The sequence below is a fragment of the Ancylobacter dichloromethanicus genome (assembly GCF_018390645.1).
GTDB classification, from domain to species: domain Bacteria; phylum Pseudomonadota; class Alphaproteobacteria; order Rhizobiales; family Xanthobacteraceae; genus Ancylobacter; species Ancylobacter dichloromethanicus.
Genome location: NZ_JAHBGC010000044.1, coordinates 24,042 through 39,191 on the forward strand (window position 1 = coordinate 24,042; position 15,150 = coordinate 39,191).

At 70.2% G+C, this 15,150-nt stretch carries 14 protein-coding genes and 1 tRNA gene; 7 read left to right on the forward strand and 8 right to left on the reverse strand.

The features are described 5' to 3' along the window. Nucleotides 1-2 precede the first annotated feature (2 nt). A complete protein-coding gene (rpmB, locus tag KHC23_RS18745; protein WP_213374629.1) occupies nucleotides 3-311 on the reverse strand; it encodes a 50S ribosomal protein L28 in 309 nt (102 codons plus the stop codon). Nucleotides 312-584: 273 nt separating this feature from the next. On the opposite strand from rpmB, the gene KHC23_RS18750 reads away from it, so the two are divergent. The 6 genes from KHC23_RS18750 (at nucleotide 585) to KHC23_RS18775 (ending at nucleotide 8,014) form a co-directional block, all read left to right on the forward strand. Continuing rightward, nucleotides 585-1,427 carry a DUF3108 domain-containing protein gene (locus KHC23_RS18750; RefSeq protein WP_213374631.1) on the forward strand — a complete coding sequence of 281 codons (843 nt, stop codon included), beginning with the start codon at nucleotides 585-587 and terminating at the stop codon, nucleotides 1,425-1,427. Between the two features lie 150 nt (nucleotides 1,428-1,577). Further along, nucleotides 1,578-5,093: a helicase-related protein gene (locus KHC23_RS18755; protein ID WP_213374633.1), complete on the forward strand. Its 3,516-nt coding sequence runs from the start codon at nucleotides 1,578-1,580 to the stop codon at nucleotides 5,091-5,093. Nucleotides 5,094-5,126: 33 nt separating this feature from the next. Then, a complete protein-coding gene (locus KHC23_RS18760; RefSeq protein WP_271188683.1) occupies nucleotides 5,127-5,459 on the forward strand; it encodes an RNA-binding S4 domain-containing protein in 333 nt (110 codons plus the stop codon). 105 nt (nucleotides 5,460-5,564) lie between these two features. After that, nucleotides 5,565-5,900, forward strand: a complete 336-nt coding sequence (gene fdxA, locus KHC23_RS18765; RefSeq protein WP_213374635.1) for a ferredoxin FdxA — start codon at nucleotides 5,565-5,567, stop codon at nucleotides 5,898-5,900. A 390-nt stretch (nucleotides 5,901-6,290) separates the two neighbouring features. Continuing rightward, nucleotides 6,291-6,905 (forward strand): CarD family transcriptional regulator, encoded by a 615-nt coding sequence (locus KHC23_RS18770; protein ID WP_213374637.1) that lies wholly within the window; start codon nucleotides 6,291-6,293, stop codon nucleotides 6,903-6,905. Nucleotides 6,906-7,132: 227 nt separating this feature from the next. Further along, on the forward strand, nucleotides 7,133-8,014 hold the full coding sequence (locus KHC23_RS18775) for an RNA polymerase factor sigma-32 (protein WP_213374639.1): 882 nt from the start codon (nucleotides 7,133-7,135) through the stop codon (nucleotides 8,012-8,014). An 8-nt stretch (nucleotides 8,015-8,022) separates the two neighbouring features. Here the strand turns inward: KHC23_RS18775 and KHC23_RS18780 are convergent, their stop codons facing one another. Together KHC23_RS18780 and KHC23_RS18785 are read right to left on the reverse strand one after the other, a co-directional pair. After that, the gene (locus KHC23_RS18780) at nucleotides 8,023-9,498 is read right to left on the reverse strand and encodes a M48 family metalloprotease (RefSeq protein WP_213374641.1); all 1,476 of its coding nucleotides are present in this window, start codon (nucleotides 9,496-9,498) and stop codon (nucleotides 8,023-8,025) included. Nucleotides 9,499-9,566: 68 nt separating this feature from the next. Next, on the reverse strand, nucleotides 9,567-10,625 hold the full coding sequence (locus tag KHC23_RS18785) for a nuclease (RefSeq protein ID WP_246544769.1): 1,059 nt from the start codon (nucleotides 10,623-10,625) through the stop codon (nucleotides 9,567-9,569). A gap of 260 nt (nucleotides 10,626-10,885) precedes the next feature. On the opposite strand from KHC23_RS18785, the gene KHC23_RS18790 reads away from it, so the two are divergent. Beyond that, nucleotides 10,886-10,962 (forward strand) — tRNA-Arg (locus KHC23_RS18790). 32 nt (nucleotides 10,963-10,994) lie between these two features. Here the strand turns inward: KHC23_RS18790 and KHC23_RS18795 are convergent. The 5 genes from KHC23_RS18795 to KHC23_RS18815 form a co-directional block, all read right to left on the reverse strand. Beyond that, the gene (locus KHC23_RS18795) at nucleotides 10,995-12,080 is read right to left on the reverse strand and encodes a tyrosine-type recombinase/integrase (RefSeq protein ID WP_213374643.1); all 1,086 of its coding nucleotides are present in this window, start codon (nucleotides 12,078-12,080) and stop codon (nucleotides 10,995-10,997) included. Continuing rightward, a complete protein-coding gene (locus KHC23_RS18800; protein WP_213374645.1) occupies nucleotides 12,077-12,325 on the reverse strand; it encodes a hypothetical protein in 249 nt (82 codons plus the stop codon). Before KHC23_RS18800 ends, KHC23_RS18795 begins: the two co-directional genes overlap by 4 nt. A 2-nt stretch (nucleotides 12,326-12,327) precedes the next feature. After that, nucleotides 12,328-12,540, reverse strand: a complete 213-nt coding sequence (locus KHC23_RS18805) for a phage head-tail joining protein (RefSeq protein ID WP_213374647.1) — start codon at nucleotides 12,538-12,540, stop codon at nucleotides 12,328-12,330. Next, entirely contained in the window at nucleotides 12,540-14,372 is a 1,833-nt protein-coding gene (locus tag KHC23_RS18810) for a prohead protease/major capsid protein fusion protein (protein WP_213374649.1), read from the reverse strand. The genes KHC23_RS18805 and KHC23_RS18810 overlap by 1 nt, the downstream gene beginning before the upstream one ends. Next, the coding region (locus KHC23_RS18815; protein ID WP_213374651.1) for a phage portal protein at nucleotides 14,369-15,150 on the reverse strand (782 nt) is incomplete at its 5' end. The genes KHC23_RS18815 and KHC23_RS18810, both read right to left, overlap by 4 nt.

Consider the following 15,150-nt stretch of genomic DNA (forward strand, 5'->3'; position numbering starts at 1 on the left):
GCTCAGGCGGCGGCAGCGGCGCTCGCGACGGCGACGTTCGCCTTGGCGACGGCGCGCTTCAACTCGGCCGCCTTCGGCGACAGCTCTTCGGTGCGGGCCTTCATGAGGAACGCATCGAGGCCGCCGCGATGATCGACGGTCTTCAGGGCATTGGCGCTCACGCGCAGCTTCACCGACCGCTTCAGCACGTCGCTGGTGAGCGTGACGTTCACCAGATTCGGCAGAAAGCGCCGACGGGTCTTGCGGTTGGAGTGGCTCACGAGATTGCCGGTCAGAACCGCCTTCCCGGTAAGTTCGCACCGACGCGACATCGTGGACTTCCTTGTATCAAAACCGATGCGTCGCAGGCATTTTGAAGCGCCCGTCGATCCCGCATGCGGCATCCGTGGAAATTAGAGTGCGCTCCTATAAGGGCCGACCCCGGCGCCGTCAAGGCCGCCGGCCATGGTCGACGCGCAGGGCCCGCGGCAATGGCGCGTTCGTGACGGGCCGAGTCACAGTTCCGCCGCCTTCCCCGCACATCCGAAACAGGGATAAATTGACGGCTTGCCCGGCAGGCCGGGGCGATTCGGGAATGTGCCTTCATGTTGCGGGTGTACCTCACGGCGTTCATGGCGCTCGCCGGCGCCGGCTCGATGGTCACGGAAGCCCTCGCCGACGGGCGTCTTGAGGCGCGCTACCGCCTGTCGCTGGGCGGGCTGGAACTCGGCCGCGCGGCGCTGCTGATCGAGGTCGACGACAGCTCCTACATCGCCTCCGGCAGCGCCCGGCTCACCGGCGTGGTGCGGGCGATTTCCACCGGCAAGGGCACGGCCGGCGCCCGCGGCGCCATCAGCCGCGGCACGCTGGCGCCGCGCAGCTTCGCCATGGAAGCCGAGACCGACAAGAAGAGCGAGGCCATCCGGCTGGTGATGAACGCCTCCGGCGTCACCGACATGCGCGTCGAGCCGCCGGTCTTCCCCTCCGCCGACCGGGTGCCGGTGGCCGACAAGGACAAGAAGGGCATCTTCGACCCGATGACGGCGGCGCTGTTCCTGGTGCCCGGCAGCGACGAGCCGGTCTCGGCCAGGGCCTGCGAGCGCACGCTTGCCATTTTCGACGGCCGCCAGCGCTACGACCTCGTGCTCAGTTTCGAGCGCATCGACCACGTGAAGGCGCCGAAGGGCTATGCCGGCCCGGCCGTCGTGTGCCGCATCGCCTACCGCCCCGTCTCCGGCCACAAGCCGAACCGCAGCGGGGTGAAGTACATGATGAAGAACAAGGAAATGTATGTCTGGCTGGCGCCGGTGGCGGGCACGCGCATGCTGGTGCCGTTCCGCGCCTCGGTGACCACCGCGATCGGCATCGCCCAGCTCGAGGCGGAAGCGTTCGAGACGCAGGAACTGGCCGGCGCCCGCTCCAGGCCCACCAAGGCCGGCATGCCCTGAGCCGTCGACGCGGCCCGCGCCGCGCGGGCGGGCAATTTGCCGGGGGCGTCCCCATATCCCGCTTCCCGTGCTAAAAGGCGCCCGCCGCTGCGGCCACGCGACGGCGCCACCTGACTGGCTTTACCTGAACGGCTTCAGCTGAACGGCTTCATGAACATCGCCGCCCCGCAGGCCCATCTGCGCCCCGACACCAGGCCCCTGCTGCCCGCGCAGCGCGCGCGCGGCGTCACCGCGGTTCTGGGGCCCACCAATACCGGCAAGACCAGCCTGGCCATCGAGCGCATGCTCGGCCATTCCTCGGGGCTGATCGGCCTGCCGCTGCGCCTGCTCGCCCGCGAGGTCTATGGCAAGCTGGTGGAGCGCGCCGGCGAGCACAATGTCGCGCTGATCACCGGCGAGGAACGCATCAAGCCGGCCAATCCGCGCTACTGGGTCGCCACGGTGGAGGCGATGCCGCGCGACCTCGACGTCGCCTTCGTGGCGCTGGACGAGATCCAGATCTCCGCCGATCTCGACCGCGGCCATGTGTTCACCGAGCGGCTGCTGAACCGGCGCGGCCGCGAGGAAACGCTGCTGCTCGGCGCCGCCACCATGCGCCCGCTGGTGGAGAAGCTGCTGCCGGGGGTGAACATCCTGGTGCGCCCGCGCCTGTCCAACCTCACCTTCGCCGGCGAGAAGAAGATCACCCGCCTGCCGCGCCGCTCGGCCATCGTCGCCTTCTCCGCCGACGAGGTCTACGCCATCGCCGAGCTGATCCGCCGCCAGCAGGGCGGGGCGGCGGTGGTGCTGGGCGCGCTCTCGCCGCGCACCCGCAACGCCCAGGTGGCGATGTACCAGAATGGCGATGTCGACTATCTCGTCGCCACCGACGCCATCGGCATGGGGCTCAATCTCGATGTCGACCATGTCGCCTTCGCCGGCGACACCAAGTTCGACGGCTGGCAGTTCCGCCGGCTCAACCCGGGCGAGATGGCGCAGATCGCCGGCCGCGCCGGCCGCGCCCAGCGCGACGGCACCTTCGGCACGACGGGGCGCTGCACGCCGTTCGACGCCGAGATGGTGGAGCGGCTGGAGGCGCACGCCTTCGAGCCGCACCGCATGGCGCAATGGCGCAACAGCCAGCTCGATTTCTCCTCCATCGAGGGCCTGCACCGCTCGCTGGCCATTCCCCCGCGCGAGGAGGGGCTGACCCGCGCGCCCACCGCCGACGACGTGCTGGTGCTGGAGCGGGTCGGCGCCGATGCGGCGATCCGCCGGCTGGCGGCCAGCCCGCAGGCGATCGAAAGATTATGGGAAGCCTGCCAGTTGCCGGACTACCGCAAGGTCTCCCCGGCCTCCCATTCCGACCTGGTGGCAACGGTCTATGACGACCTGATGCGGCGAGGAAGGCTGTCGACCGAGTGGTTTGCCAAACAAGTGGCCTTGGCGGACCGAGCGGAAGGTGACATAGACACCCTGTCGGGGCGCATTGCGCAGGTCCGTACCTTGACCTTCGCGGCGAACCGGCCGGATTGGCTTGACGACCCGGAACACTGGCAGGGTGTCACGCGGCGTGTGGAGGACCGGCTGTCCGACGCGCTTCACGAGCGGCTCGCCCACCGCTTCGTCGACCGCCGGACCAGCGTGCTGATGAGACGCCTGCGAGAGAACGCGATGCTCGAAACAGAAATCACCAAGACCGGCGACGTGGTCGTTGAAGGCCATGTGATCGGCCATCTGCTCGGCTTCCAGTTCGCCGCGGACGCTTCCGCCGGCGGACCGGAGGCGAAGGCGCTGCGCGCCGCCGCGCAGAAGGCCCTCGCCGGCGAGATCGAGGCCCGAGCCACGCGTCTCTCCGAGGCGCCGGACGACGCCTTCGTGCTGTCGACCGACGGCACGCTGCGCTGGATCGGCGATCCCGTGGCCAAGCTCATTCCCGGCGAGGAGGTTCTCGCCCCCCGCCTCAAGGCGATCGCCGACGAGCACCTGACGGGGCCGGCCCGCGACGCCGTGCAGGCCCGCATCGAGCTGTGGCTGAAGGCGCATATCGAGAAGCTGCTCGGCGCGCTCCTCGCCCTCGGCAAGGCCGAGGACGTCACCGGAATCGCCCGCGGCATCGCCTTCCAGCTGGTCGAATCGCTCGGCGTGCTGGAGCGCCACCGGGTGGCCGAGGAGATGAAGGCGCTGGCCCAGGACGCGCGCGCGGTGCTGCGCGGCCATGGCGTGCGCTTCGGCGCCCACCACATCTATATTCCCGCGCTGCTGAAGCCGGCGCCGCGCGCCCTCGCCGCCCAGCTCTGGGCGCTCAAGCATGGCGGGCTGCAGCAGAAGGGGCTGGATGAACTTCCGCACCTCGCCGCCTCCGGCCGCACCTCGATCCCGGTCGACCCGGAAATCCAGAAGGGCCTCTACCGCGCCGTCGGTTTCCGCGTGGCGGGCGAGCGCGCGGTGCGGGTCGACATTCTGGAGCGCCTCGCCGACCTCATCCGCCCGGCCCTGGCCTGGCGGCCCAGCTCGCCCGGCGAGAAGCCGGCGGGGGCGTATGACGGCAACGGCTTCATCGCCACCGTCGCCATGACCTCGCTGGCGGGCTGCGCCGGCGAGGACTTCGCCTCGATCCTGCGCTCGCTCGGCTACCGCATGGAGCGCCGCCCGGCGCCGGTGGTGGAAGCGCCGGCGGTGCCGGAGCCGGCCGCGTCGGAAGTGGCGGAGGCTCAGGCTTCCGCGACCGACGTTGCCGAGACCGAGGTTGCCGGGACCGAACAGGTGGCGCCTGAAGCGGCGGCTGCCGCACCTGAGACCGTCGCGCCCGACGCCGTCGTGGCCGAAGCTGCGGTGGCTGAAGCCGCCGCGCCGGAGGTGCCGGTCGGCACCGATGTCGCCTTCGACCAGACGATCGAGCCGGCGCTGGAGGAGGTGCCCGCCGCCGAGCCGGCCGCCGCCGTCGAAGCAGTCGTGGCCGAAGGCACCGCGGTGAGCGGCGAGGTGTTCACCGACCCGGTGTTCGACCAGACGGTCGAGCCGGCGCTGGAGGCCGTGGCCGAATCGCCCGCCGTCGAAACCTCGGCCACCGAAACCTCCGCAGCCGGCTCATCCATGGGTGAGACCGCCCCTGTCGCGGGCGATCCGGCCACCACGGAAGAGGCCACCACGGAGGCGACCGCCGCGAGCGACGGCGCGACCGAGGAGGCTGTCGCCGCGGCACCGGCCGAGCCGGCGATGATCGAGATCTGGCGCCCGGGCCGGCCGCCGGGGCAGAACCGCCCGGCACACCAGCCGCGCAAGGGCGGGCAGCCTCGTGATGGCGCGCGCGACGCCGCGCAGGGCCGCGGCGCGCCGCGCACGGAGACCCCGGCCGAGGGTGCGCGCCCCGAGGCCCGCGCCGAGCGGCCGGAAAATGCCGAGCGCGGCCGCCGCCCGCCCCGCGAGGACCGGCGCGAGCGCCGCCCCGAGCGCACCGAGGGCGAGCGCGAGCCGNGTCGCCCGGAAAACCGTGGCGACGAAAACCGCCGCGAGCACGGCAATCGCCCGCCGCGTTCCGACCATCGGGGCGAGCGGCCGGACCGTGCCGCGCGCCCGGACAACCGCAACGATGCCCGCCGCGACAAGCCGGTCGATCCGGATTCGCCCTTCGCCGCCCTGCTCGCGCTGAAGGCGCGGATGGAGGCGGAGAAGAACGGCGGCTGAGCCGGCGCGCGGGCCGGGGATGGCGAGGCGGGTGTGAGCGGGGGCGTGCGCGATCACGGGCCGCGTCCGCCGGAGGCGGAAACTGGCCGCCACCGCCTCGATGTCTGGCTCTGGCACGCCCGCTGCGTGCGCACCCGCAGCGCCGCCGCCCAGTTGGTGAGGGCGGGGCGGGTGCGGCTGAACGGCGCGCGCGTCACCGCGCCCGGTCATCCGGTCCGGATCGGCGACGTGCTGACGCTGGCGCTCGATGCCCGGGTGCGGCTCTGGCGGGTGACCGGATTTATCGAACGGCGGGGGGATGCGCAGGCCGCCACCACCACCTATGTGGAGTTGGCGCCGGGCGACGCGCCGGGCAGCCATGCGTAACCCGCTCGGGATGCTTGTTGCGCCGTGCCGGCAGGTGCGCTAGGGGGAGCCTCGCGGGGCCGTTTTGCGCGCCTAATCCACATGCCCCGCACGGAGATCGAGTAAATGACCTACGTAGTCACGGATAATTGCATCAAGTGCAAATACACCGACTGCGTCTCCGTGTGCCCGGTGGACTGCTTCTATGAGGGCGAGAACTTCCTCGTCATCCACCCGGACGAGTGCATCGACTGCGGCGTGTGCGAGCCGGAATGCCCGGCCGAGGCGATCAAGCCGGACACCGAGCCGGGTCTCGACAAATGGCTCACGCTCAACGCCGACTACGCCAAGGTCTGGCCGAACATCACCGACCGCAAGGAGCCGCTGCCGGAAGCGAAGGAATGGGACGGTGTGCCCGACAAGCTACAGTATCTCTCACCCGAACCGGGTAAGCAGGACTGAGCGACGTCCCTAACGGCACGTCCGCGCCCCGTGGCGCCTCCCGGCCGCTGCCCATGCCAGCGGCGGCGCGGATGCGTGCGCTGCAATGCGGCAGTATTTTGATTCTCCCCAGATTTGTGCTATACAGGCCTTCGTGCAGTCGATTGGGTTTGCCATGGCGCAACGCTCCCGTACCGGAGCGCCCCTCCCGGAACTGATGTCGGGCCTTCGCTCCTCGTGCGGCCTTCGCCGCAGGAAGGGCTTCCCTGAATTTTCCGTCGACGGCTGAAGTACGGCTCCCGCATCCGCGGGACGTCGGGGTGTTTCTTTTCCCTGCGGCCGAGCCGCAGGCGGCAGCGCGCCGAGGGCGACGCGGCGCCGGATGAACCGAGACCCAGGAGCAGGCACAGAATGACGTCGACCAAGAAGCCGTCCAGCAACATCCGCCAGGGTTTCAAGACGGGCGAGCACATCGTCTACCCCTCCCATGGCGTCGGACGCATTGTGGCGATCGAGGACCAGGAAGTTGCGGGCTTCAAGCTCGAACTGTTCGTCATTCAGTTCGACAAGGACAAGATGACGCTGCGCGTTCCCGTGCCGAAGATCGCCTCGGTCGGCATGCGCAAGCTCTCCGAGCCGGCCGTGCTGAAGAAGGCGCTGGAGACCCTCAAGGGCCGCGCCCGCGTGAAGCGCACCATGTGGAGCCGCCGCGCGCAGGAATATGAGGCCAAGATCAATTCCGGCGATCTCGTCGCCATCTCCGAGGTGGTGCGCGACCTCTACCGCTCCGAGGCCCAGCCCGAGCAGTCCTATTCCGAGCGCCAGCTCTACGAGGCCGCGCTCGACCGCATGGCGCGCGAACTCGCCGCCGTCGACAACCTGACCGAGACCGAGGCGATCAAGCTGATCGAGCAGAACCTGCTCAAGGGCCCGCGCCGGCTGGGCAAGGGCGAGGTGGAAGCGGAAGCCGAAGCCGAGACCGGCGAAGCCGACGACGAGACGGATACCGAGGAAGCCGCCGCCTGAGGCGCCGGCCCGGCCACCGCCCGGACACGATCAAGGCCCGGCCCGCGCCGGGCCTTTTTCATGGCCGCTTTCATGGCCGCATGACGCCTTCCGCCCGGCGGTTCGGGAACTTCCGCCGCGGCCGCGCGTTGATGCCCCGTTCGGGCATGGGAGCCGTGCGTCCGGCGGCAGGAAGACCGCCTGCGCGCGCCGCCCGGTGCGGGCCCGAGAGCTTCGGGGAGACGCGCATGAGCGAGCAGGCCGGCCGCCACACCCAATTGGCACGCGCCGCTATGGCGACGCCGCTGCTCGAACGCGACCAGGAATACGACCTCGCCCGCCGCTGGAGCGAGCAGCGCGACGAGAAGGCGCTGCACGCGCTGATCCACGCCCATATGCGCCTCGCCCTTTCCATCGCCCGGCGCTTCCGCAATTACGGGCTGCCGATGTCGGACCTGGTGCAGGAGGGCCATATCGGCCTGATGGAGGCCGCCGCCCGGTTCGAGACCGCCCGCGACGTGCGCTTCTCCACCTATGCCACCTGGTGGATCCGCGCCGCCATACAGGACTATGTGCTGCGCAACTGGTCGATCGTGCGCGGCGGCACCTCCTCCGGCCAGAAGGCGCTGTTCTTCAACCTGCGGCGGGTGCGGGGGCGGCTGGAGCGTGCCAATGAAGGCGCGGCGCCGCCCACGCGGGAGGAACTGCATCGCTCCATCGCCGAAAAGCTCGGCGTCAGCTCCACCGAGGTGGCGCGCATGGACGCGCGGCTCAACATTCCCGACCTTTCGCTCAACGCCCCGCTGGCCGCCGGCGAGGAGGAAGGCACCGAGCGGCTCGACCAATTGGTGGCGCAGGACCCCCTCCCCGACGAGCAGGCGACGCACGAGATCGACGGTGAGCGCCGCCGGCGCTGGCTGATCGGCGCGCTGCGCGGGCTGAACGAGCGCGAGTTCCGCATCATCAAGGCACGACGGCTGAACGAGGAAAGCGAGACGCTGGAGGTGCTCGGCGCCCGGCTCGGCATCTCCAAGGAGCGGGTGCGGCAGATCGAGAGCCGGGCCATCGAGAAGCTGCGCTTCGCCCTCACCAACGGGCCCGACGTGCCGCGCGGGGCGTTCTCGGCCTGAGCGCCCGGTTATTCCGCGATGATCTTGTACTGCTCGCCATAGCCGAGCTTGTCGCCGCGGTTGAGGCCGTTGAGGATCAGGAAGCGCTCCAGCGCCTTGTCCTGCACCTCCATCTTGCTGGCCAGACGCTCGGGCGTGTCGGTAAGGCCGGCCGTCACCACGCGCAGCCGCAGCGGCTTGACGTTGTCCGCCTCCTCGATGGAGACCCGGCGGAAGGTCTCCGCCGCCTCGCGGAAGCCACGGTCGAGTTCCGGGGTCAGCACGCGGGCGGCGAAGATCAGCCGGTAGACATCGCTGCCGAACCGGATGGCGAACATGCGGAACGACCACTGGTCGCCGCGCGCCACCGCGGTGGCGGCCGGAAAACCGTTGAGCACCAGGCTTTCCACGGTGGATATTTCCACGCCCTCGATCCAGCCCGAGGAGAGATACTTCGCCAGGCTCTGGTCGCCGGCGACGCGCACCGCGTCCAGCCGCAGCGCCTCGCGCCCCGACGAACTGGCGCCGAGCACCGCCTGCGAGGTGTTTTCCAGCGTGAAGCCCTGCGGCGCGGTGAAGGTGAAGCCCAGCTTGGGATGGAAGAAGCGGCGGCCGCGCACGAAGCCTTCCTTCGGGTCGTCGCCATAGACCAGCCCGTCGATCGCCGCCAGATACTGCTTGCGGTCGCGCTCGCCCGGCTTGTCCGGGGAGGCGTATTCGCGCGCATTGGCCATGACGATGGAGATCCGCTCCGGCGTCGCCGGGTGGCTCGACAGGAAATCGGGCGAATCCGGGCTGGCGCTCTGGCTCATCGAGGTCGAGCGCATGCCGGCCTGCCGGCTCATCGTGGTGAGGAAGCGCTCCGCCCCATAGGGATCGAAGCCGGCGCGCGAGCTGATGCCGACGCCGATGGCATCCGCCTCCAGCTCCTGTCCGCGCGAGAAGCTGGCCAGCGACACCCGGCTGCGCGCCAGGGCGAGGGCGCCGAGATCGGAATCGTTGACCACGTCGGAAATGACCCGGCTGACCAGCACCGCCTGCTTCATCTGGTCCTCGCGGGTCGCCGCGTGATTGGCGATCACATGCGCCATCTCATGCGCCAGCACCGAGGCCAGCTCGGAATTGTCGGAGGCGAGCGACAGCAGCCCGCGCGTCACATAGAGCGAGCCGTTGGGCAGGGCGAAGGCGTTGACCGCCGGCGAGTTGAGGATGGTGACGCGGTAATGCAGGTCCGGCCGCTCCGAGGCGGCGACCAGCCGGGTCACCACGCCCTCGATCTGCTTCTGCAGCCGGGGGTCGTTATAGGCGCCGCCATAGGAGGCGACCAGCCGTTCATGCTCCTTGCGCTGCGCCGGGGTGAGGCTTTCCTCCATCCGGGTCGGCGGCGAGGGAGCGGAAGCCTGCTTGTCGACCAGGCCGGCGCAGGCGCCGAGCAGCAGCACGCCGCCGAGCAGCACGGAGCGCGCGACGCAGCGCGCGAGCGCACGCGCCAGGAACCCGGGCACGCCGACGCGCGTCCGCGCGCACCACTCTGGCGCCGCGAACTCCGGCCTCGATGTCGCCGCTCCTGCGCTCACTCGTCCCCCGTCGGCCGTGCCCGGCCCCTGCCTTCGCCCATGTAGCCGCCCATGTAGCCGCCCACGTCGTCGCCGACGTCGTCGTCCAAGTCCAGTTGCCCGGCACGGCGGATGGCCACCGCCGGCCCGCCGGATTCGAACACCGTGCCGCGCAAGGTGACGCGGCGACCGGCGAGATCTCCCGGCGCGAAGCCGCGCGCTTCGAGCGCGATTCGGCCCGGAGCCTCGATCCGACCGGTCATATCCTGACGCCAAACCCGGCCGAAATTGAGGTAATCCACTCGGCTCGTCTTTCCAACGTCGAGAATCCGGCCTGTTATGATTGTGAAGCGGCCCTGCTCGGCCCGAATGGCCGCGACATTGCGGGCGTCCAGCGGCAGCCGGCGCCACAGGCCGCGCCTGGCGCGACGGGCGGACGCCTCCGCCTCCAGCAGGGCCGGCAGGCAGCCGAGCACGCTCGCCTCCGGCCGCGCCAGCGCCAGTCCCTCGCCGAGCAGCGCCTGCTGCAGCGAGGCCACCGGCGCCGCTGCCCCGCCGGGCACGGCGATGTCGCGGGCGAAGACCGGGCGGCGGCCATAACGGTCGGGCGGCCCACTGGCAGCGAAAACGATGTCCCGTCCGGCGACCCGGCGGATGAGCCACGCGCGCCAGACGACCTCCGCCCCGGCGCCGCCGCCGGCCAGCCCGGCCAGCCGCAGCACCGTGCCGTCGGCCAGCACCAGGTCGCCCGCCGGGCTCACCGTCGTGACCAGCGCCTGTTCCAACGGCCCATGCCCGCCCGTCTCACGCTCGTCCATCCCATGCTCGCCTGTCCCTTGGGGGCTTGCGAGGTCCGGGCAGGAGACGGATTTCGGGACGGCATCCGAGTCGGCTTTCGGGGCCGTATCCGCGCTCGCGCCGGCCGCGAACAATAGGCAGAGCGCGGCGCCGCAGCGCATGGCGAAGGCCCGTCCCGCGGCAGGGGAAAGCCGGACATGCAGACGCCGGACATGCAGACGCCACCGGGCGCGCCAGCGGACCCGGATCGGCTGCGCCGCCATCAGGCGTCCCGGCATGACACCCCCGATCTTGCGCGCCCCCACCCGCGGCGGCCGACGGTCGACCGGCACGAGGCGGCAGCCGGGCGACGAGCGATCCGCGCCCGGCCTCATCCTAGCCGAACGGCCCGTCTTCGCCCACCCCGCAGGGCCCCCCGGCCCATCCCCCTTGCCAATCCCCCTTGCCGAGCCCGCGCCGGCGCGCCGCCACCCTTCCCCACGCCACGACGGCAGGCTCTTGATCGGAGCGCCCAATTGGGTTCATGTACGCGCGGTCACTCCCGGTAGCTCAGCAGGATAGAGCACAGGTTTCCTAAACCTGGGGTCAGGGGTTCGATTCCCTTCCGGGAGGCCACCACCGCCCTTCGGCGGCTGAAACATCGCGGTTTATTCCTCTGTTTGGCTAACTTCGGCGGCCGGGTTAGCCATTTCTGTTCCCGTTTTGCGCCGGCCGAGGCGCGGCATGGCCTGCTCGGCCAGCACGCGCTGCTCCGCCGCTTTCGTGTAGCGAGACACCTCCGCTTCGGTCTTGTGGCCCGTGATCGACTTGATCTGCTGGTTGCTCGAACCGGCCTCCGCCATGCGCCGCGCCGCTGCCTTGCGCAGGCCATGGGCGGAGCACTGCGGCAAACCGGCATCGTCGCAGCGATCGCGAAACCAGTTGCCGAAGCCCGCCGCCGAGAAGGGGCGGCCCTGCTCGGTCATGAGGAAGGTCAGATTGTCGCGCGATGTGCAGGCCAGCACCTTGGCGAGCTCCTCGTGGATCGGGATCTCCAGAGTGCTGCCGGTCTTCTGCTGGCGAATCTTGATGCGCCCATCCGAAACATGCTGCCAGCCCATCCGAATGACGTCCGAGCGCCGCTGGCCGGTGTAGAGCATCAGGGACATGGCGAGCCTCGCCCGGCTGCCGACGGGATGCTTGGCCTCGAAGGCTGCGATCTCTTCCTCGGTCCAGGTATGCAGCCCATCTGTCTTCACCTTGAAGCCGCGCAGGCCGATGGTCGGATTGTCTTTGCGCATGTCCTCGTCGACGGCGAAGGCCATAAGGGTCTTCAGCCGATCGAGAAGGCCGTTGGCGGCCTCCGGCGTGTGGCTCATCTTGCCGAGAATCGCCTTGATATGGCGGCGTTCGATGAGCCGCACGCGCTTATCGCCATATTCAAGCCGGAAGCCATCGATCTGCCGGCGGTAGTTGCGCTTCGTGCTGTCGGCAAGGCCGAGAAACTCGGGCGAGCGGTAGTAGCGAGGAATCAGGTCCGAGAACGTGCCCGGCTTTGCACGCCGGGCGCCGGGCTCAATGCGCGGCGCTGCCTTCTTTTCGAGGCACGCCTGATATTCCTTCATGAAGCCGTCCGACCACGGCGTGTGCTTGAAGTAATAGGTCTCCTGCCCCTTGCGCCGGAAGCGCACGTGCATCTTGCCGTGCCGGTCCTTGAACTCGGAGCACCATTTGGGCAGGCGGCGGGGGCTCATTTCGTCAGCACCTCATCCCATTCGTTCTTCTCGACGTCGGTGGACTGGGGCTCGCCCAGCATGACGACGAATCCCTCGTCGGTGACGCGTACGCCAACGATGCGCTCCTCGGCGATGCCGGCGGCGAGAAGACCTTTGACCGTCCGCTCGACGCCGGATTTGGTCGAGAACCGCCGGGCGCTCGGCCGCTCGGCGGGCAGAAATGCGCCCGGCGGCGAGGCATGCTTCTTTTCGAGCCGCGCCATCGTCAGAGCCCTTTGCTGGTTGCGAGATAGACGACCTTCGCCGGGGCATTTGCCCCGGCGATCTGGCGCTCGACGTCGGCGATGGCGGCGGCCAGTTCGCTGTCGGTGCGATACTCGACCTCCTTGCCGTCGGTGTAGCGCAGGCGGCGGACGCCGTCGGCGCGCATCTTGCGCAGCTTGGCAAGGCGGTCTTCGAGGCTGTCCTTGACCGCCATCACGCGCCCTCGTTCTTGTAGAGGCCACGGAAGTCGATGACGCCGCAGCCGAAGTCGAGCCCGGCGGCGACCTTGACGGCGCGGGTGTCGAAGTCGATCTCGGTGCGGATCTGCGGCCCCTCAGCGCCGGAGACATAGCCATAGACGAGGCAGGGCGCCGCAGCGGGGTCCGCCATGACGTACCAGACAGTGCCGATGATGTTGGCGTCGACCACCAGCTCCATCGTGCCCGCCCACGGGTTCACATCGCCCGCCTTGGCGGCGGTGATGGCGGCGAGCACCTGGCGGGCGGCAAGCTCGGTGTCCGGCCCGACCACGAGGAAGCGGGGGGCGAGGTTGAGCGGCACCCCGTCGAGGCTCTTCTGCTTGCGCAGGGAGGCGACGGCGAGGGCCACCGAGGCGACCGAGAGGGCGGCGCCGGTGGTGGCCTTGTTGCCATGGTCGGCATGGAACAGCGCCTTGCCGTCGGAGAGGGCGGCATTGGCGGCGAGCAGGCCATAGACGCGGGCATTCTCGTCGCTGGCGGCGCGGATGGCGATCATGGAGGAGAAGTCCGCCAGCGCCGAGAGGTCGTCATTGATGAGGGCGCGGCGGCCGATGGCGATGCCGGCATTCAGCTCCTTCGCCCGCACCTTCTCGCGGTTCTCCGAGAGCGTGCCGTATTTGAGCTCGCCGGCCTCGTTGGTCTCCTGGAAGGTCGGGAAGTCGCCGATGCGCAGGAAAGAGTGGTCGCGGAAGTCGGTGAAGGAACGGCGGGCGGCGATGAGGCGATAGGTCGGCTCGGCGGCGGCATAGTTGGCGAGCAGGGCCTTGTTGGCCGCGTCCGCCAGCAGCAGGGGGAAGTCGCTGGTGGAATGGGCGCCGACGGCGCGCTCCATCAGCGCGTTCTGGTCGCGCAGGTTGAGACGTTCGCCGCGCGCCTGGGCGAGGTCGCCGATCATGTCCAGCATGCGGAAGCCGGCATAGGCGCGCGAGCGCCCCTCCAGCTTCACCCGGCCGGGGGCGAGGCGATGGGCGAGAGCCTCGCCCATGGCGGAGCGGATCGCCGCCGGGTCGGCATGATCGTGGGCGACGGTCGCCACCGTGGGGTGGAAGGTCTGCAGCGGGGCGCTGCGGGCCTGCATGGCGGCGAAGGCGGCGCTACGGGCGGCGTCGGTGGTGGCGTTGGCGTCGATCTGGCTGTCGATCCAGCCCTGGTCGAGGCCGGCGACATTGGCGATGGAACGAATCTCCATGTTGATCGCCGAGCGCTCCATGGCGGCCGGCGGGTTGAGGGACGGCGCGGGGGCCGGGGTGGAGGGAGCGGGCGCGGGCGCCGGCTCGGTGCTGACCGTCATGTCGTGGCTCCTGATGCCTGCATGCGGGTCGGCGGGGACAACGACGAGGCTGGCCTCGATCAGGGTGAAGCGCTCGGCCACCTTCTCGCGGCGGCCGGTCTTGGCATTGGTGCGCTCGGACCAGCGCTCGACGCCATAGCCGATGGAGATGCCGAAGGTGGCACCGTCCGTCAGCTCGGCGGCGATGCGCCGGGAGCGGGGATTGTGGCGGGAGAGCGTGGCGCGGCCGAGGAGGTCCCCGCCGACCACGCGCAGCGTGTCGACGCTCCCGAGTTGGCGGTCCACGCTCTCCCTTCCGTGGCTGTCGAGCAGGGGCACGCGGGCGGGCCAGGCCGGCTGCGACAGGAGGAGAATCTCGTCATAGGGGCCGTGCACGTCCCAGCGCTCGACAGCGGCGCCGGTGGAGAGCACGGCCTCGAAGGTCTGGCTGTCGGCATCCCAGCTGGAGGCGGGAAGCGGCGCGCGGCGGGTGAGGATGTCAGCGGGGGCGTTCATGCTCCTTCCTCCGTGACAGGGATGGCCGGGGCGGCGGCGGGGGGCACCTTGGCGGGCGCGGTGAAGGCGAGGCCGAGGCGCGTCTCGCGGGCCTTGTCGGCGGCGATCTCGGCATCGAGCGCGCCGACATCCATGCCGCGCGCGGCAACCGCCTCGCGGCGGCTCATCAGCCCGGCATTGATCGCCTCGATCTCCGCCTGCACGTCCTTGGCCGGGTCGACCCATTGCTGCTTCGGGGTGATCCAGCGCACAGGGAGAAGCTCCTGCGGGCGGGCGGCAAGGCGGCCCTGCAGGCTCTCGATCATCGCCCAGCGGCGCCAGATCGGGCGCAGCGCCTGGAACACGATCACGTTGTGCTGGGTCATCTCCACCCGGCGGCGCCACTCGACGAGGCCGGCGCGGATCGAGGAGTAGTTGACGCTGGCGAGGTCGCCGGTCAGCACCTCATAGGGCAGGCCGAGCGCGGCGGCGATCTCGTGCAGGGTGATGCGGCCGAAGTCGTTCGCCTCCTGCGCGATGGCGGGCGGCGTGGTGGTGCGAACGTCCTGACCCGGCAGGAGGGGCAACAGCGTGCCGGGCTCCATGCCGGCGATGAGAGCGCCCTGCGACACCTCGCCACCGAAGGGCATCGATCCATCAGGGGTGACAATGAAGCCGGTCAGCAGCGCGCCGACCTTCTGCCGCACCAGCTGGGCGCCGTGCCACTCGTCATGCTCGGCCAGCCGCAGGATCGCCGGGGCGAACCACGAGACGCCGCGCACCTGGCCGGGGAAGTCGG